This window comes from Shouchella patagoniensis, from assembly GCF_002019705.1.
Taxonomy (GTDB): domain Bacteria; phylum Bacillota; class Bacilli; order Bacillales; family Bacillaceae_D; genus Shouchella; species Shouchella patagoniensis.
On the sequence record NZ_KV917377.1, the window covers coordinates 3,149,754 to 3,170,869 of the forward strand.

18 protein-coding genes are annotated in these 21,116 nt (G+C 40.1%); all 18 read left to right on the top strand.

Annotated features, from left to right (window positions below; translation table 11 throughout):
- Positions 1 to 33 precede the first annotated feature (33 nt).
- The 18 genes from BK584_RS16550 (at position 34) to BK584_RS16635 (ending at position 21,015) form a co-directional block, all read left to right on the top strand.
- Positions 34 to 876 (top strand): AraC family transcriptional regulator, encoded by an 843-nt coding sequence (locus BK584_RS16550; RefSeq protein ID WP_245808889.1) that lies wholly within the window; start codon positions 34 to 36, stop codon positions 874 to 876.
- An 87-nt stretch (positions 877 to 963) separates the two neighbouring features.
- Positions 964 to 2,142, top strand: a complete 1,179-nt coding sequence (locus BK584_RS16555) for a Gfo/Idh/MocA family protein (RefSeq protein ID WP_078393592.1) — start codon at positions 964 to 966, stop codon at positions 2,140 to 2,142.
- Between the two features lie 14 nt (positions 2,143 to 2,156).
- Complete coding sequence (locus tag BK584_RS16560; protein ID WP_078393594.1) at positions 2,157 to 3,332, top strand: dihydrodipicolinate synthase family protein; 1,176 nt, start codon at positions 2,157 to 2,159, stop codon at positions 3,330 to 3,332.
- Positions 3,329 to 4,150: a sugar phosphate isomerase/epimerase family protein gene (locus BK584_RS16565; RefSeq protein WP_078393595.1), complete on the top strand. Its 822-nt coding sequence runs from the start codon at positions 3,329 to 3,331 to the stop codon at positions 4,148 to 4,150. Before BK584_RS16560 ends, BK584_RS16565 begins: the two co-directional genes overlap by 4 nt.
- Before the next feature lie 28 nt (positions 4,151 to 4,178).
- Positions 4,179 to 5,348: a Gfo/Idh/MocA family protein gene (locus BK584_RS16570; RefSeq protein ID WP_078393597.1), complete on the top strand. Its 1,170-nt coding sequence runs from the start codon at positions 4,179 to 4,181 to the stop codon at positions 5,346 to 5,348.
- A gap of 448 nt (positions 5,349 to 5,796) precedes the next feature.
- Complete coding sequence (locus BK584_RS16575; RefSeq protein ID WP_078393598.1) at positions 5,797 to 8,592, top strand: rhamnogalacturonan lyase family protein; 2,796 nt, start codon at positions 5,797 to 5,799, stop codon at positions 8,590 to 8,592.
- 66 nt (positions 8,593 to 8,658) lie between these two features.
- Entirely contained in the window at positions 8,659 to 9,942 is a 1,284-nt protein-coding gene (locus tag BK584_RS16580; protein ID WP_078393600.1) for an ABC transporter substrate-binding protein, read from the top strand.
- A 21-nt stretch (positions 9,943 to 9,963) separates the two neighbouring features.
- A complete protein-coding gene (locus tag BK584_RS16585; RefSeq protein ID WP_180320514.1) occupies positions 9,964 to 10,899 on the top strand; it encodes a carbohydrate ABC transporter permease in 936 nt (311 codons plus the stop codon).
- Complete coding sequence (locus BK584_RS16590) at positions 10,896 to 11,738, top strand: carbohydrate ABC transporter permease (RefSeq protein ID WP_078393601.1); 843 nt, start codon at positions 10,896 to 10,898, stop codon at positions 11,736 to 11,738. The genes BK584_RS16585 and BK584_RS16590 overlap by 4 nt, the downstream gene beginning before the upstream one ends.
- Positions 11,739 to 12,103: 365 nt before the next feature.
- A complete protein-coding gene (gene arfA / locus BK584_RS16595) occupies positions 12,104 to 13,615 on the top strand; it encodes an arabinosylfuranosidase ArfA (RefSeq protein WP_078393603.1) in 1,512 nt (503 codons plus the stop codon).
- 91 nt (positions 13,616 to 13,706) lie between these two features.
- Entirely contained in the window at positions 13,707 to 14,969 is a 1,263-nt protein-coding gene (locus BK584_RS16600) for an extracellular solute-binding protein (protein WP_169871321.1), read from the top strand.
- A gap of 33 nt (positions 14,970 to 15,002) precedes the next feature.
- On the top strand, positions 15,003 to 15,884 hold the full coding sequence (locus BK584_RS16605; RefSeq protein WP_078393605.1) for a carbohydrate ABC transporter permease: 882 nt from the start codon (positions 15,003 to 15,005) through the stop codon (positions 15,882 to 15,884).
- Positions 15,881 to 16,723, top strand: coding sequence for a carbohydrate ABC transporter permease (locus tag BK584_RS16610; protein WP_078393606.1), 843 nt, complete (start codon positions 15,881 to 15,883; stop codon positions 16,721 to 16,723). The genes BK584_RS16605 and BK584_RS16610 overlap by 4 nt, the downstream gene beginning before the upstream one ends.
- 31 nt (positions 16,724 to 16,754) lie before the next feature.
- Complete coding sequence (locus tag BK584_RS16615; protein WP_245809016.1) at positions 16,755 to 17,390, top strand: YesL family protein; 636 nt, start codon at positions 16,755 to 16,757, stop codon at positions 17,388 to 17,390.
- Positions 17,390 to 18,850 (top strand): alpha-N-arabinofuranosidase, encoded by a 1,461-nt coding sequence (locus BK584_RS16620; protein WP_078393608.1) that lies wholly within the window; start codon positions 17,390 to 17,392, stop codon positions 18,848 to 18,850. Before BK584_RS16615 ends, BK584_RS16620 begins: the two co-directional genes overlap by 1 nt.
- Positions 18,847 to 19,083, top strand: a complete 237-nt coding sequence (locus tag BK584_RS25110) for a DUF6171 family protein (RefSeq protein ID WP_078393609.1) — start codon at positions 18,847 to 18,849, stop codon at positions 19,081 to 19,083. Before BK584_RS16620 ends, BK584_RS25110 begins: the two co-directional genes overlap by 4 nt.
- A gap of 77 nt (positions 19,084 to 19,160) precedes the next feature.
- Positions 19,161 to 20,072 (top strand): ArsR/SmtB family transcription factor, encoded by a 912-nt coding sequence (locus BK584_RS16630; protein ID WP_078393610.1) that lies wholly within the window; start codon positions 19,161 to 19,163, stop codon positions 20,070 to 20,072.
- A gap of 49 nt (positions 20,073 to 20,121) precedes the next feature.
- Positions 20,122 to 21,015 (top strand): helix-turn-helix domain-containing protein, encoded by an 894-nt coding sequence (locus tag BK584_RS16635; protein ID WP_169871323.1) that lies wholly within the window; start codon positions 20,122 to 20,124, stop codon positions 21,013 to 21,015.
- Positions 21,016 to 21,116 lie beyond the last annotated feature (101 nt).

A 21,116-nucleotide genomic window follows, 5' to 3' on the forward strand; every position in this document is an offset into this window, starting at 1 on the left:
AAAGTCAACATTACCACTACTTATAAGAAGGGATTGAAAATCTTGCGGGATGCGCTGTTGCAGACAGAAGAAGGAATCCATTTATACGAAAACAAACATAGGGCTAAAAACCACATTCAAAGCCATTATCATTACACACACCAGCTGCTATACGTGCTGGAAGGTGAAGGAGAATGTATTTTAGATAAGAAACCGTATCCTTTGCTGGAGGATCGTTTTATCGTTATCCGCCCATTGACACCTCATTCGATACAAGCTCGTTCAAAAATGACGATGCTTGTGCTTCAATTTGATGAAACATTTTTACCAGATGAATATAAAAATGAGTTGGTTTCTCCGGTGTTTGCACAATCGGAGGTCTTGCAACTAAATGCATTTAAAGGTAGTGAAATCAGACAATTATTGAGAAAAATGTTATATGAGCAGTTGCATAGACAAGAAGGTCAATCTGCAATTGGTCTTAAATTGTTTTTAGGACAAATCTTGCTTGCTTTAGTACGGATGAAACAGCACAGCAATGTTCAAGACGCCAATAACCGTCGGGCTGAGGATCTAAAACGTTATATTGAAAGCCATTATTATCAACTGACTCACGCAGAGGATTTGGCAGCTAAAATGGGAATTAGCTCTCGTTATATGCAGCAAATTTTTAAGGATAGTTATCAAATGACACCGATACAATACTTAACTGAAATTCGTTTAAATCGAGTAAAACATTTGTTGGTGGAAACAAATTTAGACATTGTCTCGATTTGTTTTGAAGTTGGTTTTGAGTCGGTTTCAACCTTTTATCGGGTGTTTAAGAACCGGGTTGGTGTAAGTCCACTTGTTTATCAAAAAACGCACGTAGATGACGTCGTGGAAAACAATCTCTGAAATTGAGAATAAGATGCCGAGAGTGGTAAGAGTTATATGCGCGCTTCCATTATGATAGGTGTAATTTAATAATTGGGAGTGATGACTATGGGCGAGAAAAAGATTGGTATTATTATGAACGGAGTAACAGGAAGAATGGGCACAAATCAACATTTGATTCGTTCAATTGTTGCCATACGTGAGCAAGGTGGTATTGTACTTGATGATGGGGAAGTCTTATTGCCGGATCCTATTCTTGTTGGCCGCAATGAAGCGAAATTAGAAAATCTAGCAATTAAGTATGGAATTAGTCGAATTGAAACGAATTTAGAGCGGGCATTAGCTGACAAAGAAAATTTAATTTATTTTGATTCACAAACAACCAATCGACGCGCGGCAGATATTAAAAAAGCGATAGCGGCAGGCAAACATATTTATTGCGAGAAACCTACAGCTACTACTTTAGAGGGTTCACTTGAATTAGCGCAAATGGCGAAGGCGGCAGGTGTTAAAAATGGGGTCGTGCAAGATAAGCTTTTTTTACCTGGTTTATTAAAATTAAAGCGTTTAATAGATAGTGGGTATTTTGGCGAAATTTTATCCGTTAAACTTGATTTTGGTTATTGGGTATTTGAAGGTGATTGGCAGGAGGGACAACGGCCAAGTTGGAATTACAGGGAAGAAGATGGTGGAGGCATCATTGTTGATATGTTTGCTCATTGGCGTTATGTGATTGATCATTTGTTTGGTGAAATTAAATCACTTACATGTATCGGTGCAACGCATATTCCAAAGCGTATTGACGAACAAGGGAATGTATACAGAGCAACCGCTGACGATGCAGCCTATGCAATCTTTGAGTTGGAGAATGGCGTTGTGGTTCAAGCAAATTCCTCCTGGACAACGCGAGTTAACCGTGATGATTTGTTAACGATTCAAGTTGATGGGAAATTTGGTAGTGCGGTGGCTGGTTTACGGGATTGTAAAGTCCAACACCGTGTACAGACTCCACGCCCAACTTGGAATCCAGACATTCCAAATTCAATTAAATTCCAAGAACAATGGCAGGAAGTACCTGAAAATGAGGTTTATGATAATGGTTTTAAAGCACAGTGGGAGTTGTTTTTAAAACATGTCGAGTGTGGTAGCGAGTTTCCTTGGGACTTGCTTGAGGGAGCAAAAGGAACGCAATTATCTGATTTGGGTCTGACAGCGTGGCGTGAGCGAAAATGGGTTGATGTACCAAAGCTTGAGCTTGCTACTGAAGTATCAGCTAAACAGGTCTAGGGGGACAACAATCAATGAAAATTACACTTCCTAATGAGAATCGACAGTTAGTCTCCTATACATTAAAACAACAAGGGATGGTCTATCCAAGCACAAATCAATTTCATTCTCGCCGAGCATATTCAGCTGCGCATGTTGTCGCAGATCCCATTTCGGCCGCCCATCCTGTGCTGGGCGGTGATGTTGACTGGAATTCGACTCTCTCTTATCGCCATGCGCTTTGGAATTTAGGATTTGGTGTTGCAGAAGCAATGGATACCGCTCAGAGGGGGATGGGCTTATCTTGGGAGACGGCAAAAGAATTAATTGCTCGTTCTTCCATAGAGGCGAAAGCGTGTGGAGGAATTATTGCCTCTGGTGCAGGAACGGACCAGCTTGACCAAAGTCATAGTCATACACTTGATACGATTATCGCTGCTTATGAAGAGCAGGCAGAATTTGTTGAGTCAAAAGGCAGTAAAGTCATTTTAATGGCCAGTCGAGCACTTGCAAAAACGGCACAAACACCGGAAGATTATAAGACTGTGTATGAGCGGATTTTAAAGCAAGTAAAAGAACCTGTTATCCTTCATTGGCTTGGTGATATGTTTGACCCAAACTTAGTTGGATATTGGGGAGACGAAAAAGCTGAGAAAGCGATGGATGTTTGTTTAGAAATTATCCATCAGCACGAGGACAAGGTAGATGGAATAAAAATTTCATTACTTGATAAAGACAAAGAGATTAAAATGCGTAATTGTCTCCCAGAGAGTGTGCGGATGTATACTGGCGATGATTTTCATTACCCAGAATTGATTAGCGGCGATGAATATCGATATAGCGATGCTTTGTTAGGTATATTTGACGCGATTGCACCTGCGGCAGCCAGCGCGTTTCAAGCATTGGATAATGGGGACAAAGCAACTTATGAGCGGATCTTTGCTCCAACAGTTCCCTTGGCTCGTCATATCTTTGAATCACCGACGTATGCGTATAAGACAGGAATCGTTTTTATGGCATATTTAAATGGCTTTCAAAATCATTTTCGGATGATTGGTGGTGCAGAAGGAGCAAGGTCAGTGATTCATTTATCGAAATTATTTATATTGGCAGATGAAGCTGGTTTACTTTCTAATCCCGAGCAAGCTATACAAAGAATGGCGTATGTGCTTAAAACTGCAGGGGTAAATCAAGAGGAAGTCCTTTTATGAATAGTCAAGCAGAGATGAACCGACTTAGTTTAAATCAGATTACGACGGAACAGTGGTCACTTGCAGAGACGATTGAAGGTTGTGCTCGGCAAAACGTAGCGTGGATATCTGTCTGGCGGCATAAATTACATGAATATGGATTAAACGAAGCAAAAAAGCATATTGGAGATGCAGGACTGCGTTTATCTAGTCTGTGTCGAGGTGGGATGTTTTCAGCAAGTACAAAAGAAGAACGAGTTCGCCGAATTGATGATAATAAACGAGCAATTGATGAAGCCTCAGAACTCGGAACGAATGTACTTGTCCTCGTTTGTGGACCTGGTGCAGATAAGGATTTGCTTGAAGCTAGAAAACATGTACAAGAAGGAATTGAACAGTTGATTCCATATGCAAAAGAACAAGGTATTAAGTTAGGAATTGAGCCGCTTCACCCGATGTATGCCGCTGACCGTTCGGTTATTAATACGCTTGGGCAAGCAAATGATTTAGTTGAAACCGTTGGAAAAGAACAAGTAGGCGTTGTGATTGATGCGTTTCATGTTTGGTGGGATCCGTATCTTGAAATGCAAATTAAGCGAGCGGCAGGGAATATTTTAGGGTTTCATGTTTCTGATTGGAAAATTCCTATTACAGATATGTTCAAAGGTCGTTCCTTGATGGGAGATGGTGTCATTGAACTCAAGAAGATGAGGAGAGTAGTAGAAGCAAATGGCTATAAAGGACCGATTGAAGTCGAAATTATGAATCAAATTTTATGGGATATGCAAGGAGACGAAGCATTAACTAAGGTGATTGAACGCTATAAGTCATACGTGTAGAAGGAAAGGGCAAAAGAGGGAGGCGCAAGTGGTAGACAAAGTGAGAGTACTCGTCGTTGGCATTAATGGATATGGGGAGGTTTACATGAATGCGTTGTTGAAACGCACTGATGTCATTATCGTTGGTGTTGTTGAGATAATCCCTAATAAAAGCCGCTATTATGATACGCTAAAAGCTAAACGGATTCCTATTTACCCCACAGTTAGTCGTTTTTACGAAAAGGATCAAGCGGATTTCGCAATCATTTCAACACCCATCCATCTCCATACGGAACACGTGGTTGAAGCCTTAAAAAACGATAGTTACGTTCTTTGTGAAAAACCGTTGACTGCGGAAAGTAAGGACTTTTCCATTTTGGATGAAGCAGTGAAGCATTCAGGGAAATGGATCGCAATTGGTTTTAATTGGTCGTTTAGTGAGACGATTCAGGCAGTAAAGCGTGATTTGATACGAGGAAAATTCGGAAGACCTAAAACGTTACGAACGTTGGTGTTATGGCCGAGATACACAACCTACTTTACCCGTTCAAATTGGGCTGGAAAGCGATATGCGTCTGGAGGTAAGGCTGTTTTTGATAGCATTGCAAACAACGCTGCTGCCCATTTTCTTCACAATATGCTTTATGTACTTGGAGAAGAGATGGACTCTTGTGGTCAAGTGGCGAAGGTTGAAGGTGACTTGTATAAAGTCAATCCAATTGAGACCTTTGATACGTGTGCAATTCGTACAAATACGGTAGACGGAGCAGAACTTTTATTTTATGCCTCTCATTCGACAAGAGAGGAAATCGGTCCCATGTTTGAATATGAGTTTGAACATGCAACGGTCAAATATAAGTGTGAGAATGATACGGGGAAAGTAATTGCTTATTTTCATGATGGATCAATAAAGGAATATGGAAACCTCAATGTGCATCATAAAGAAGCGTTAACGAAATTAGATACATGTGTTGAGGCTGTTAAAAATAATAGTAAAGTTGTACCGTGTACACATGAGACAGCTAAAGCTCATGTTCAAGTAATTGAGAGCTTACGAGAATTGCCTGTCAAACAGTTTGAAGAGGAGAGAATTGAACATATTGAAGGTCAATATATAGTAAATGGGTTGTTAGAAAAAATACTAGATTGTTATCAAATGCCTACTCATTCAGGAACGGTGTTTGCTCCTCTTACAGAAAGATTGAATATGCAGTCTTAGGATAGTTGAGAGAAAGACGAGACGAATGACTTTACTAAATGAGTGAATATAAGATGTGTTAGCGTGTCTGACATATATTGCGCTTTTCGCAGGTGATGGATGAACCACACGGCATAGCCGCGGAACTCATCATCAACGAATATGTATGTCCGACCACTTCACCACCTCTAATTGATCTAAAGAGGTTTAGAATTTAATCTGAGAGATATTTTATCTACAAGTAGAAACAGTGAGCATGCTTCACTGTTTCTTTGCTGTTTAGTCATCAGAGAGTCACTGTTTCTGAAAGTGGGAAAAGATAGCCGATTTTAATAAGACCAAATTCGAAGGCAGTTGTATGCTAAGAGGTAAGAAGGGATTTTTTAGCAGAAAAGAAAGGGGGTTTAATACATGTCTTCTTAGATTATCCCTAAGGAATCGTTCTACAAATAATTGGGGGGTTTAAAGAATGTCTGCTTTCATTCGGAAATTTACTATTGCATTGCTATGTGTAGGGATTGGATTACCACTTTTCATAAGCAGTTCATCAATGGCTGATGAAAAGGTGGATCTTAAAATCAAACATGTTAATGAGTCGGAAGTGGAACTTGAATGGAATAACATAAAGCATGTTGATGGGTATCGAGTTTATTGGGCAGATAAGAATACAGAACAAATGGAATATGAACAAGTAGCTGAAACAAATGATTCTAGGTACACATTTGAAGGGTCAACACATGTCCCGCATTTCTTTAAAGTCCTACCTGTCAAAGATGGAGAAGAAGGGCCACCTTCAGCGGTCGTGTCATCTCCTGTGAAAAAAGTATTTGAGGTGCAACTTGAGGAATTAGATCGTGGGTTAGTAGCCGTAGACACAGGTGAAGGCATTTTTTTAAGTTGGCGTCTTTTTAAAGAAGAAGCTACAGGTTATTCCGAGAATGGTTTAACAGGAACAGATTTTGACGTGTATCGTGATGGAGAATTTTTAAAAACAATTACTGATAGCACAAATTATTTGGATGATGAAGGAACAAAAAACTCGAGTTATTATGTAAGCGTTACCAATAGGGGTGATAGAGAAATACAGAGCGACGTTGTTGAACCGTGGGAAGATGGATACTATGATCTTCCACTACAGAAACCCGAAGATGGAGTGACACCAGCCGGTGAGGAATATACGTATCATGCAAATGATATGAGTGTAGGCGACTTAAATGGAGATGGTCAATATGAATTCATTGTCAAATGGGACCCCTCTAATTCAAAAGATGTATCCCAAAAAGGATACACAGGGAATACCTTCATCGATGCTTATACATTTGAAGGCGAGTTGCTTTATCGAATTGATCTTGGAAAGAATATTCGTTCTGGAGCACATTACACACAAATGCTCGTCTACGATTTCGATGGTGATGGAAAAGCAGAATTGATGTTTAAAACTGCACCAGGAACGAAAGTGCTCACATTTGATGAACATGGTGAGGTTGTTTCAGAGGAATATATTACGATGCCAGTAGAAGATGTAAATGCCGGCTATTCTCATGAAGACGATTACCGAATGAGTGCGGATGATTATTATGAACACGTTGTAAAGATGTTTATGTCATGGCATGAGCATGAAGAAGTGGTGAATGGGAATTGGCCAGAAACAATTGAAGCGGCACTTGGTATAGATTCGCAGCATGTATATCCCTTGAGCCGAGAAGATGCAGAAACGCTAACAGATTACTTTATGGATGAGTATGCTCCGCAAAGGAGTGGAAACAATAAGCTTCGTGAATTTGAAGGGTTCATAGTGGATGGTCCGGAGTACTTAACTGTGTTTGAAGGAGAAACTGGAGACGAGCTACAAACAATTCATTATAAGCCTGGGCGCGAGGACGATGGTTTGATGTGGGGAGATTACGCAATGAACCGAATTGAACCTGGCAATCGGGTAGATCGTTTTTTAGCTGGTGTTGCTTATTTAGATGGTGAGACACCATCAGCCATCTTTGCAAGAGGTTATTACACGAGAACCACACTTATTGCGTATGATTGGAATGGCAAAAATATCGTTGAAAAATGGTTTGTAGACAGTGGTTGGACGCCAATGTCTAATCCCTTTAACGATGGTCCCCATGGAGTGGATGGTACAGATGAGGAGTTTGGAAAAATTACAACACAAGGGGCACACTCACTTAGTGTTGCGGATGTAGATGGGGATGGCAAACAGGAAATCATCTACGGTGGAGCAACAATCGACCATGATGGCTCCTTATTGTATAGTTCCTTTGCAAAGATGCCACCAGAAAGTGCGATCCCAGGAGAAATGGCACGACTTGGTCATGGTGATGCATTACATGTTGCCGATATAAATCCTGATCGACCAGGACTAGAATCTTTTATGGTGTTTGAGGGGGGGAGATATGCTCCATATGGATACGCTTTACGAGATGCCCGTAATGGAGATGTCTTATATGGCGCTTACAGTGGAACGGATACAGGGCGAGGCATGATTGGCGATGTTGTTCCTGGACAGAGAGGGCTCGAAACGTGGGCAATCGGTCTTTACACGGCGCGAGGAGAAAGATTGAGCTCGGAGCAACCCGGTACAAATATGAATATCAAATGGTCTCCTGATATGTCGACACAAGTGATAAATGGTGCAATTGATGTAACACCGACCATTGACGATTGGCAACATGGACGTCTATTGACGGCAACGGGAACAAGGACAAATAACCATACAAAAGGCAATCCATCGCTTGTCGCTGACATCTTCGGAGATTGGCGAGAAGAACTCCTTGTGCGTACCGAAGACAGTTCTGCAATAAGGATTTATACGAATACGGAAGTAACGGATAGAAAGCTGTATACACTTATGCATGACATTCAGTATCGAACAGGAATAGCTTGGCAGAATGTCACTTACAATCAGCCTGCTTACCCTAGCTTTTACTTTGCTTCTGATATTGACTGGGAGTATGTCCCCTTACTAGAGACAGTAAAAATAAATTCGTTTGATGCCTTAAAAGAGGCGACACTCTCATTCATTGAAGCAGAAGAAATTCGTGGACCACTTCGTAACCAGTTGCAAAACATGCTTAGGCAAGCTGAAAGCCACTTTGAGGCGGGGCGTTATCCACAAGCCATTCGATTTCTGTCCAATTATGAAAAACACTTACATCGGCCAGCGAATGAAAAGCATGTATCAGAAGAAGCCAAGCGCAAGCTAACCGTCTATATTGATGATGTTAAAGAAGAGTGGGAGGATCTAAACTAAGCACGGGTCTCAGGGACTGTAACGTGGGTATGATCAGAAGAAGTGAACTTAAAGGGGGACTTAAAGATGAGAAAAAATCGAAATGGAGTACTTATTGCTACCGTTGTACTTTGCACATTAATGATTGGGGGGTGCCAAACTGGTAGCTCCGGCGATGGGGGAAATGACGACGATGTTTTGCGGGTTGCTTGGTGGGGAGGTCAAGAAAGGCACACAATGACACTTGAAATGATCCAATTATTCGAAAAAAAGCACCCGGATATTACGGTTGAGCCAGAGTACACCGCTTGGGATAACTACTGGGAAAGATTGACGACACAAGCTGCAGGAAGTAATTTGCCTGACGTTGTGCAGATGGACAATAGCAAACTTAATGAATATATTTCTAGGAGTCTGATAAAAGATCTTTCTCCTTTCATTGATGATGGAATAATTGACTTATCTAACGTTGATGATGCCTATCAAGATATAAATACCGTTGATAATGCTGTATATGGAATTTCACTAGGTTCAAATGCACTTGGTGTTGTTTATAATCAAGAATTGTTTGATGAGCATGGAATTGAATTGGAAGATGGATATACGTACGAGGACTTAAAAGAAAAAATGCGAGAGCTCGGAGCGGCAGTTGGAGACGGATTTTACGGATATGACCTTAGTTCAGAGTTTGAGTTGTTTACTGTTTTTGCAAGACAAAGTGGAGAGAGTGTCTTTAATGAAGCGGGCGATGGTCTTGGCTACACGGATGAAACATTAATTGCGTTTTTTCAATTTGTTACCGAGATGTTGGAGGAGGATTTGTCTCCGCCACATGAGATAACAATGGAATATATAGAAGGTGGCGAATCTACGATTGCAGGTGGATTAACCGGAATGGGTCTTATTGCAAGCAACCAAATTATTGGGCAACAAGCGTTGACGGAAGAAGAACTGTCGTTAAGCCCGCTTCCGGCACTTGATGGTGGAGTTGAAGGGAATTGGATTCGACCGAGTATGTCCTTTTCAGTTACAGAGCATACAAATCAAGAAGAGAATGCTGCTGTGTTTATTGATTTCGTTACAAATGATCCAGAGGCAAATGAAATTCTTCAAGGAGAGCGGGGCGTTCCGATCTCATCAGAAATCCGTACTCATTTGGAAGGGAAAGTGTCTGAAGAAGTTGAGAAAACATTTGGATACCTCGAGTTTATGGCTGAAAACTCGGCACCAGCCGATCCTTTACCTCCTCCAGGTGAAAGTGAAGTACGAGGTGCATTTTTAAGAATTATAGAGTCTGTAAAGTATGGTCAAACATCCCCAGAAGATGCAACAACACAATTTCGGAGTGAGGCAGAGTCGATTATAAACTAGACCGGAAGAGGGGAGAATATGATGAAACCTACGCAAAGTACGCTCAATCCAACCCTCAAGATGAAGTCAACAAAAGGGTCAATTCGTAAGGATTTGGTTGCATATTTGATTATTTCGCCTTGGTTGATTGGTTTTTTAGGTTTAGTTATTGGACCAATGATTGCATCACTTTACTTTTCTTTTACGAATTACGATATGTTGTCACCAGCAAGTTGGGTTGGTTTGGAGAATTATAAGAATGTTTTAGTGAACGATCCGAGGTTTGTACAATCGTTAAAAGTAACCTTGATTTTTGTTTTTGTCTCGACGCCTTTAAAACTAGTATTTGCTCTTTTGCTTGCTATGTTGTTTAATACTGGACGAAAAGGAACAGGGTTATTTACTACAATCTATTACATTCCCTCCATTATAGGGGGGAGTGTAGCAATTGCGGTTGTCTGGCGTCAGCTTTTTGGTAGAGAAGGTGCGATTAATTCACTCTTTGCTTCTGTGGGTTTAGATGGTTTAAATTGGCTTGGTGACCCCACGTATGCCTTAACGATTCTAATCATTTTAGTTGTATGGCAATTCGGTTCACCGCTTATTATCTTTTTGGCAGGGCTAAGGCAAATCCCGCTGGAACTATATGAGGCGGCAAGTGTAGATGGAGCTTCATCTTTAACCCGGTTTTTCCGAATTACGTTGCCGATGTTGACGCCTGTTATTTTCTTCAACTTAATTATGCAAACGATTGGCGCATTCATGACGTTTACTCAAGCATTTCTCATAACAAAAGGTGGACCGATGGATGCGACTAACTTTTATGCAGTCTACTTGTATGAAACCGCTTTTGAATATTTGCGCATGGGCTATGCATCAGCGATGGCGTGGATTCTGTTAGTCATTATTGGTGTCATCACACTGATTTTGTTTGCAACATCAAAATATTGGGTTCACTATGAGGGGGGAAATAAATGAAGAAACGGACAATTCGCGCGGATGCGATCTATTATACGTTTGTCGTATTGTTCGGCTTTGTTATGCTTTACCCTATTTTATGGTTGATAGCTAGCTCACTTAAGTCGCAAACAGAGATTTTTGGTAATGCAGCATCTTTATGGCCGAGCGAATTTAAATGGGAAAATTATTTAGTTGGTTGGCAAGGATTTGGACGAACTGGTTTTGATGTTTATTTTCTAAATTCTGCTTTTGTCACTACCTTTGTGGTAATAGGAGCAATTCTTTCATCGAGTATCGTTGCGTATGGATTTGCTAGATTGCAATTTCGTTTTAAGAAGCTGCTATTTGCTTGTCTGATTGCTACAGTCATGTTGCCTGTACAAATCACATTAATTCCACAGTATATCATGTTCCATAATATTGGATGGGTAAATACATTTTATCCATTAATTGTACCAGCCTTTTTAGGGGGGACACCGTTTTTTATTTTCTTGCTTATTCAATTTATACGAGGTATTCCTCGTGAATTGGATGAAGCTGCAATCATTGATGGTTGTTCCACGTTTGGCATCTTCTGGCGTATTATTTTGCCGTTAGTCAAACCAGCACTTGTAACGGTAGCAATCTTTGCTTTTATGTGGACATGGGATGATTTTCTTGGACCACTCATTTATTTAAATAGTGCAGATATCCAAACAATTGCTCTTGGCTTGCGTAATTTTATGGATGCAGAGTCAGGAACATCATGGGGACCACTACTTGCCATGTCATCATTATCACTTCTTCCACAATTTATTATCTTTTTATTCTTTCAAAAGTATTTAGTGGAAGGGATTGCAACAACAGGATTAAAGTAAGGAGGAAATGTAGCAACTCGTTTATGGTCAGCTTATAAAAGGTTTGTGAAACAATGTCAAACCTTGTTTTATCTTATCAAGTCTAGGGTCAGTTTCATTACGAGGTGTTATTGTAGTCAGAGTCGCTACTGCTTCAATAGCAGTTATTCATAGGAGTGTTATATACTTTTTAGTGAAAATAGTAATCTGAGGCATGCTGTTACGCAGCATGCCTATGAACATTTTATACGATCGATAGTTCGAAAAATTAAAAATCATTAGTTGACTCTTTGGTAGACCCAACGTATAATCCACTATAAGTAATTAATTTATTTTTAATTAACAATATAGTTAACTATATTGTTAATGTTCGAAGGAGGATGTATATGGAAGCGGTACAAAAAGCGAAAATGACGATTGACCCATCATTTGTTATTGGTGACATTGATCCACGCATCTATGGTTCATTTATTGAACATTTAGGTCGGGCAGTATATGGAGGAATTTATGAGCCGGACCATGCGAAAGCAACAAAAGGAGGTTTCCGTCAAGACGTTCTGGATTTAGTAAAAGAATTAAACGTTCCGATCGTTAGGTATCCAGGTGGAAATATGGTATCTGGGTATAATTGGGAAGATGGCGTTGGTCCACTTAATGAACGACCAAAGAAGTTGGAACTTGCTTGGCGTGTCCTAGAACCAAATTATGTCGGAACAAATGAATTTGTTGATTGGGCAACACAGGCAAATACAGAAGTTATGATGGCTGTAAACCTCGGAACAAGAGGGGTGGATGCCGCGAGAAACTTAGTTGAATATTGTAATCATCCTGGTGGAAGCTATTATAGCGATTTGCGAGTGAACCATGGCTATAAAAATCCTCATCGCATCAAAACGTGGTGTTTAGGGAATGAAATGGATGGTCCATGGCAGATTGGTCATAAGACAGCAGATGAGTATGGAAGGTTAGCCGTTGAAACAGCGAAGGCGATGAAGCTAGTAGATCCGAACATTGAATTAGTAGCCTGTGGGAGCTCGAATATTGAGATGCCAACATTCCCAGAGTGGGAGGCGACAACGCTTACACATACGTATGAAGAAGTTGATTATATATCCCTTCATCAATATTACGGAAATTCAGCAGATGATTCGGCTAGCTATTTAGCAAAAACGCTTGACATGGATCGTTTTATTGAGACAGTTATTGCGACATGTGATTACATTAAAGCAAAAAAACGCAGCAAGAAAACAATGTATTTGAGTTTTGATGAATGGAATGTATGGTATCATTCCCGCGAAGCTGATAAAAAAATGGAGCCGTGGACAGTTGCGCCTCCACAATTGGAAGATGTGTATAATTTTGAAGATGCGCTTTTAGTTGGTTCGATGTTAATGAGTTTTTTAAAAAGAGCAGACAGAGTAAAAATGGCTTGTCTTGCCCAGCTTGTGAATGTTATTGCGCCGATCATGACTGAGAATGGTGGTCCTGCATGGCGTCAAACGATCTTCTATCCTTATATGCATGTCTCTGTATTCGGAAGAGGGGTTTCCCTTCAACCAGTTGTTCAAACCCCGCGTTACGATACGAAAAAGTATACAGATGTTCCACAATTGGATACGGCGGTTGTTTATAACGAAGAAGAGAATCAACTAACGATTTTTGCCTTAAATCGGCATTTGAATGATTCACTGGATGTTACGATCGATATTCGTGGGTTTGAAAAGTATCAAATAATCGAGCATCTTGTCCTTGAAAATGACAATTTGAAAGCGGTTAACACTAAAGAAAAGGAAATGGTTAGACCCCACAAAAACGGAGATGCGCAGGTTGCAGAAGGAAAAGTAACAGCTAGGCTAGTCCCGGCTTCATGGCATGTCGTCCGCCTGAAAAAGGTTTAATGATCTAGGTTGTTGTTTAATGCATAGCAGTTCTTATCGTTTTGTTGTAAGCGCTATCTCTTCTAAACGGATCAGGAAAGGGGTTGTTGCAGTGAAGCATTCTAGGCGATGGATCGTTGCGGTGAGTGTTATTGTTTTGCTTAGTGGATGTGCTCGTTCTGTTGATACAACTGCAGATGGGCGAATGAAGCTTGATTACTGGGTATTTCTTTCGGGTGGAGATTTGTCTTATATGGAAGCGATTGTTGACGAGTATAATAGTAGCCAAGATGACGTCTATGTGGATCTCATTTTGCAAGATTGGGATGATTATTATACAAAGGTTGTGACAAGTGTTGCTGCTGATCGAGGACCAGATATTGGGATATCTCATGCAGCTTCATTGCCGCAATTGATGAATCAGGGGCTTTTGCAGCCAGTAGAAGATATGATGTTAGAGGCGGGGCTTGATTTTCAATTGTTCCCAGATAATATTCGCAATGCCGTTGAAGTAGAAGGAGAGCTATACGCAGTACCGATAGATACGCATCCGTTTATTCTATACATTAATAATGATCTAGCTGAAGAAGCAGGATTATTAGACGATGAAGGACGTCCGACGATTGAAGCGACACCAACTGGATTAATGGACTATTTTGCTGCGGCAAAAGAGACGTTACCAGAGAAAACACCACTTGCTATTTCTACAGGTGGGATTGATACGTATCGTTGGTGGTGGACGGTTTATTTTCAAATGGGAGGCACACCGATATTTTCTGATGATTTAAGAGAACCAGAAATTACATTAGATCGTGAAATTGCGATCGAAGCAGCAGAATATATTCACGATTTCTTTGGTGATGTGATTCCGATGCATATTGGAGACTTCTACGAAACTTTTCAAGCAGGAAATGCAGTAGGCATGATGACAGGTGTGTGGGCAACGGGGATTTGGGAATCGAATGATTTAAATTTTACAGCAATGCCGCTTCCACAGTCATTTGATGTTAATGCAGCTCAAGGAGATTCCCATACATTGATTGTTCCTATTCAAGAGGAGCAATCAACTGAACGCAAAGAGGCCATTGCAGAATTTATTGCATTTGTAAGCGATGAAGGGGCTGAATGGGCAAAAGCAGGACATATTCCAGCAAGAAGTGATGTAGTGGAATCGCAAGCTTTCCAAGAGCAGCCGTTTCGTTCTGATTATGCAGATGTCGCTTCAAAAGTAGTTTTTACAGATAATACGATTTATCAAAACCCCGCTGAAACGGATATGGTTCGTGCGTTAGACGAAATAATGAGCAACCGCCTTACACCTGAAGAAGGAATTGACCAAATGATGAAGGCTCTTGCTGTGACGACAAGACAATAAGCTGTTGCAAGTATCCGCTAAGGAGGGCATGAAATGAAAAAGTTAACGTGGAAAGACGACTTACGTCCTATTCCGTTTTTGCTTGCTTTCTTTGTTGCTTATGTACTTTTTACAATTTACCCGATCTTTAAGGGAATGCAGATGAGCTTCTTTAATTGGACTCTCATTGAACAGCAAGAGTTTATCGGGTTAACCCATTATATAGATGTGTTGAGTGACCCTAATTTTTGGGAAGCCTTTGGTAATACAGCTTTATTTGTTTTATTATCAACACCCACAATGGTAGTGTTAGCCTTAATGCTCGCTTTAATGGCTAACTTAAACACAAAGTTACAAACGTTTTTTAGAGGCTCCTTTTTTATTCCGAGTATTTTAAGTGTTTCCGTCATCTCTTTTGTGGCCATTTTCATGTTGCAACCCTATACGGGTGTTGTGAACAACATTCTTCAGGCAGTAGGTTTTAATTCGGAACCTTTTTGGCTTGCAACTCCCTCACTTGCCTGGGTAAGCATCATTGCCGTCACACTCTGGTGGACGGTTGGATTTAATATGATTTTATTTTTGACAGCGCTTCAAGGAATTCCAGATGATTTATATGAAGCCGCTGAAGTAGATGGTGCAACAAGGCAGCAAATGTTTTGGCGCATTACACTACCCCAGCTTATGCCAATAGGTCGGTTAATCTTGCTCTTACAAGTACTTGCTTCGTTTAAAGTATTTGCGCAAATTTTGCTTATCACCGACGGTGGTCCAGGAACATCAACCAGACCAATCATTTTATATATTTATGAAATGGGCTTCCAACGTTATGATCTGGGCTACGCAGCTGCAATGTCCTACTTGCTCTTTATGGTGCTCTTGGTGCTATCGGTTATTCAGCTACGATTGGGTGGCAAAGAGGGGAGAATGTTATGAGTCAGTCTGCGCTTACTACAAAACGAGACCCATTACGTTGGTTAAAAATCACCATTGCCTTTCTCTGTGCACTTGCGTTTTTATTCCCTATCGTTTGGATGTTTTTTGTATCAATGAAGCCGGAAGGAACGGCTGCAACCTCAGCAATTGATTGGTTTTTACCACCTTACACATTTAGCAATTACGTTGATATCGTTATTGGAAGCGATGTGTTTTTATGGATTTGGAACAGCTTCCTAATTGGAACAATCACTACTCTTCTTACACTTGTCTTAACATCGATGGCAGCCTTCGCTTTTTCAAAAATGCGGTTTCGCTACCGGAAAGCACTATACTTGTTCTTTTTGGCTGGTTTAATGGTTCCAGGAGAAGCGATGATTATTCCGCTTTATGAAATTATTGGTTCAATGGGCTTGCTCGATACGTATGCGGGGTTAATTCTGCCAGGTATCGCTGCACCATTAGGTGTCATTATTTTAAAGAGTTTCTTTGATGGCGTACCAAATGAATTAATTGAGAGTGCTAAGCTTGATGGTTGTAATGACTTTCGGTTGTACTGGAACATTGTATTGCCACTTGGTAAATCAGCAGTTGCTGCAGTCGGTATTTTAACGTTTATCGCTTCTTGGAATAACTTCCTTTGGCCGTATCTGGCAATTATATCAGAGGCGCTTTACACATTACCGGTTGGTATACCGATGTTTAATTCGAATTATTCAGAGACGTATATTCTGCCGATGACAGTCAATGCAATTGCCTCCCTACCCGTTATTATCGCTTTTTTATTATTTGAAAAACAAATTGTTAAAGGTGTAAGTTTTTCTGGTATAAAAGGATGATGACCAGCTGAAAGGGTGATTGATTGTGGAGATGACTGGTGTGAGAGGGTTCGCCCTACGCGTATGTGAGTGGATTGTGCGTTTAGCTAGTGTAAACGGACTATGGATCGGCTTTTCGTTGTTAGGTGGTTTAATTGGAGGTTGTTTTCCAGCTTTACAAGCCATGTTTGTCGTGATGAAAAAGTGGTGTATGAACGAAGAAGAATTTCCGTTGGTTCAAACGTTTTTTGATGAATGGAAGCGGTCGTTTTGGCGAGCAAATAAGATTGGATATACAGTTTTAGGTATTGGTGCCATTCTTATTCTCGATTACGTTATTGTTATGAATATGGAGTTCACTGGTTCCCAGGTTATAGCGGCAATTCTCGTATCATGTTTAGTCATATACAGCTTATTCCTATTATTTATCGGGCCAGCGATGGTGCATTTTAATAATGAGGCTATGTTTTCGTTTTTAAAAAATGTCGTGCTGTTTTCTGTTGCTTCATTGCCTTACGCCTTGATGATGGGAGTCTTTCTATCTCTTGCTGCGATTCTTTTCTTTTTACTTCCACCAGCAGCTGTTTGCTTTGCTGGAAGTCTTTTTGCTTGGATTACAACTCATTTTAATTTGAAAGCGTTTCAACAAAAGAATGTATTAGGAATGACGAAAGGAGCAAAAGTTTAATGACAAAAAAAGGAATAGCGACGGTTCATATGGATGAACCTGGCGCGACTATTAATCCCGCCATTTATGGACATTTTGCTGAACATTTAGGCAGGTGCATCTATGAAGGGATCTGGGTTGGAGAAAACTCACCAATACCAAATAAAAAGGGATTACGTACCGATGTGGTTAACGCTCTTAAAGAATTGCAAGTACCTGTTTTACGTTGGCCAGGAGGTTGTTTTGCCGATGAGTATCATTGGAAGGATGGGATCGGTCCTAAAGAAGAGAGAAAAAAGATGGTTAACACTCATTGGGGAGGTACGGTTGAAACAAACGAATTTGGAACACATGAGTTTATGACTTTATGTGAGGAGATTGGCGCGGCTCCCTATATTAATGGGAATGTGGGGAGTGGCGAAGTGTTAGAAATGCAAGAATGGGTTGAGTATCTTACCGCAACAAAAGGCAGTCCGATGGCTGAAGAAAGAGCAAAGAATGGTCGTGTTACCCCGTGGGAGTTGCCATACTTTGGTGTAGGGAATGAAAGCTGGGGATGTGGCGGGAATATGCGCCCAGAATATTACGCTGATTTATACAGACGTTATCAAACCTATGTGCGTAAATACGGTAAAAAGCCTGTTTACAAAATTGCTTGTGGAGCGAACGTTGATGATTATAATTGGACAGAAGTATTGATGAAACAAGCTTCAGCCTTTATGGATGGATTGAGTATGCACTATTATACGGTCCCGGGAAAGTGGGAAAAGAAAGGTGCCGCAACAGGCTTTAGCGAACAAGAATGGGATGAAACGTTAACAAAAGCTATGTATATGGATGAATTGATTACAAAACATAGTGCCATTATGGATCAATACGACCCAGGAAGACGTATCGGTTTAATCGTCGATGAATGGGGAACTTGGTACGATGTAGAAAGGGGAACGAATCCTGGCTTCTTATATCAACAAAACACCATAAGGGATGCTCTGGTTGCAGGGATTACGTTAAATATATTCAACAATCATGCAGAAAGAGTCCATATGGCCAATTTAGCTCAAACGATTAATGTTCTTCAGTCCGTTTTGTTAACGGAAGGAGAGAAAATGGTTAAAACGCCTACCTATCACGTGTTTAACCTATATAAAGTGCATCAAGGAGCAGCATTATTACCTCTACATGTAACAAATGGAGGGGGACTTCACATGTCTGCATCAATAAACAAACAGGGAAAAGCGCACATCAGTGTTTGTAATCTTTCTCAATACGATGAGAACGAACTTCAATTAGATTTAAGAGGAGTTATAGATAAAAAGAAAGTCGCCGCAACGATTTTATCCGCTGATGTGCGAGATGCTCATAATACATTTGAGCAGCCAAATAGAGTAACACCAAAATCGTTTACAGATTTAGTATTAGAAAACAATCAACTGTCTGCAACTTTACCGCCAATGTCTGTTACGGTTTTTGCTCTTTCATGAGCTGCAAGAAGTGTCCGGAGTTAAGAAATAAAAGAGTTGTCAAGGAGATCATTCAAGAACAATTAGTGCTCGAATCGGACCTTGCGAGTGATACTGTATTCGCTAGTAGGCTCGCAATCTGTGCCTCTTGTGAACATTTAATAGATCGTCATACTTGTGCAATATGCGGTTGTTATGTTGAGTTTAGAGCAAGGTTAGCGTATAAAAGGTGTCCATTAAAAAAAGGCTGGTGAGTCCCTTAAGGTTGTTGCCTCTAAATCGGTTCATTATACTGATAATGATGAGCAGACTTTAGAAAATAGGTGGAGTTATGAGACTAGATTTGGATTTAACAGAACAATCATTGCCGATGTATGAAGCGCTAGCCAGTAGAATACGTTTAAATGTGCTCCGATTATTAGCGGAACAAGCGATGAATATTCGTGAACTTGCTGATTCACAGCAAGTAAGCAGTGCCATTATGACAAAACATGTCCAAAAATTAGAAAAAGCTGGATTGATTCAAACTGAACAAGTACGTGGTAAAGCTGGTATTCAAAAATTGTGTAGGTTGAGTGTGAAAGACGTGCACATTGCATTCCCAGATTCAAAAGCTGCACCTGTTCGTTCTTTTCATGAAAGTCATGTATCAGTTGGTCATTTCACTGACTTTTATGTCGAACCAACATGTGGATTAGCTACTGAAGAAGCCATAATAGGAGAGTTTGATGAACCAAGGTACTTTCTTGATCCAATGAGAGTACATGCAAAGATTTTGTGGTTTTATAAAGGGTTTGTGGAGTATAAGTTGTCTAATTTTATGCACGCAGGTGAACAACCAAAAGAATTGGAAATATCGATGGAATTATCTTCAGAAGCTCCTTTTACAAATAATAATTGGCCATCGGACATTTCTTTTCAGTTTAATGATGTAGGAGTTGGTCAATGGAGAAGTCCAGGTGATTTCGGTGATCATCCAGGCAAGTATACACCGTCATGGTGGCCTCGAGTTATTAACCAATATGGTTTATTAAAAATAATCCGAATTACAGAAGCGGGAACCTTCATAGATGGAAAATATCTTTCAGACGTTACGATTGCGGATGTGGCGATACGTAATAAAGTGTGGACGTTTAAAGTATCTGTTGGGGAAGAAGGAGAACAAGTAGGCGGAGTGACGCTATTTGGCTCTTCGTTTGGGAACTATAATCAAGATATGGTATTTCGCTTGTATTATGAATAACTGTTTAACGGAGGCAACTTTGCCTCCGTTCATGCGGAAAGGAGATACGATGAGTATTTACAATAATAAGCTGAAATGCGAACCATATTATCCAGTGGTAAAGTTTTATTATTATAAAGAATGGAAGCAATTTGAAATGAAATCCCACTCACATGAGGCAATTGAGTTTATGCATGTTCTTTCAGGGAGTTGTAAAGTTGAAACAAACACGGGCTGTTATCCATTAAAAAAGGGACAAATTATATTCTTAGATGCAAACATAATTCACCGTCTTATTGTTAGTGAAAAATGCAGAATGTTCAATATTGAAATCTCTTTTCAACGAGGAGAAACAGCTTTTCCACCCTTATGTGAACTGTATAAGGAAAATGAAGCATTAAGGAAAATGATGAGAAATGAAAAACCTCATATGCTCTTACATGATTCGGATGATACGTATCAATGTTTGCGTAGGCTGATCATGGAAGTTGATAAAAAAAGCAATCAAACGGATTTTATGGTGCAATTATTATTAAGTGAATACATTATTCGTGTTGCTGGGTTAGCAGAAGTGGATTACGGAGAACCTGATCAACAATATGCACAACGAGTAATCACTTATATTCACCAAAATTACGATAGAGAAGTGAGCGTTGCTGAGATTGCGGATGCGGTTCATTTACATCCAGGTTATTTGCAACGGGTATTTAAACTCTCCACTGGTAAATCAATTCATGAATTCCTCGTCTCATATCGAATGAAGAAAGCAAAAGCAATGTTAAAACAAACGGACATTAGCATCACAGATATTCCCCATTATATTGGTATGAATTCACAACAATATTTCAGCACGACTTTTAAAAAACATATGCATTGCACGCCCAGTGCATATCGAAAAGCACATCAATATAATGAATCACTTAGAAGAAAAAGTGAGGATATTAAACAATCAACTGAAGCATAAGTGACATTATTGAAAGCGCTTTTATGTAGGTGGAGTTATGATAAAACCAATGAAACCATAATCTATAAAAAAGATTGATGTGATAAAAATAGATATGCAGG

Coding starts and splice junctions, on each gene's coding strand:
- BK584_RS25110 (WP_078393609.1), top strand. CDS start 18,847: ATGAGCTGCAAGAAGTGTCCGGAGTTAAGAAATAAAAGAGTTGTCAAG.
- BK584_RS16635 (WP_169871323.1), top strand. CDS start 20,122: ATGAGTATTTACAATAATAAGCTGAAATGCGAACCATATTATCCAGTG.
- BK584_RS16585 (WP_180320514.1), top strand. CDS start 9,964: ATGAAACCTACGCAAAGTACGCTCAATCCAACCCTCAAGATGAAGTCA.
- BK584_RS16620 (WP_078393608.1), top strand. CDS start 17,390: ATGACAAAAAAAGGAATAGCGACGGTTCATATGGATGAACCTGGCGCG.
- BK584_RS16555 (WP_078393592.1), top strand. CDS start 964: ATGGGCGAGAAAAAGATTGGTATTATTATGAACGGAGTAACAGGAAGA.
- BK584_RS16580 (WP_078393600.1), top strand. CDS start 8,659: ATGAGAAAAAATCGAAATGGAGTACTTATTGCTACCGTTGTACTTTGC.
- BK584_RS16615 (WP_245809016.1), top strand. CDS start 16,755: ATGACTGGTGTGAGAGGGTTCGCCCTACGCGTATGTGAGTGGATTGTG.
- BK584_RS16565 (WP_078393595.1), top strand. CDS start 3,329: ATGAATAGTCAAGCAGAGATGAACCGACTTAGTTTAAATCAGATTACG.
- BK584_RS16630 (WP_078393610.1), top strand. CDS start 19,161: ATGAGACTAGATTTGGATTTAACAGAACAATCATTGCCGATGTATGAA.
- BK584_RS16560 (WP_078393594.1), top strand. CDS start 2,157: ATGAAAATTACACTTCCTAATGAGAATCGACAGTTAGTCTCCTATACA.
- BK584_RS16590 (WP_078393601.1), top strand. CDS start 10,896: ATGAAGAAACGGACAATTCGCGCGGATGCGATCTATTATACGTTTGTC.
- arfA (WP_078393603.1), top strand. CDS start 12,104: ATGGAAGCGGTACAAAAAGCGAAAATGACGATTGACCCATCATTTGTT.
- BK584_RS16575 (WP_078393598.1), top strand. CDS start 5,797: ATGTCTGCTTTCATTCGGAAATTTACTATTGCATTGCTATGTGTAGGG.
- BK584_RS16605 (WP_078393605.1), top strand. CDS start 15,003: ATGAAAAAGTTAACGTGGAAAGACGACTTACGTCCTATTCCGTTTTTG.
- BK584_RS16610 (WP_078393606.1), top strand. CDS start 15,881: ATGAGTCAGTCTGCGCTTACTACAAAACGAGACCCATTACGTTGGTTA.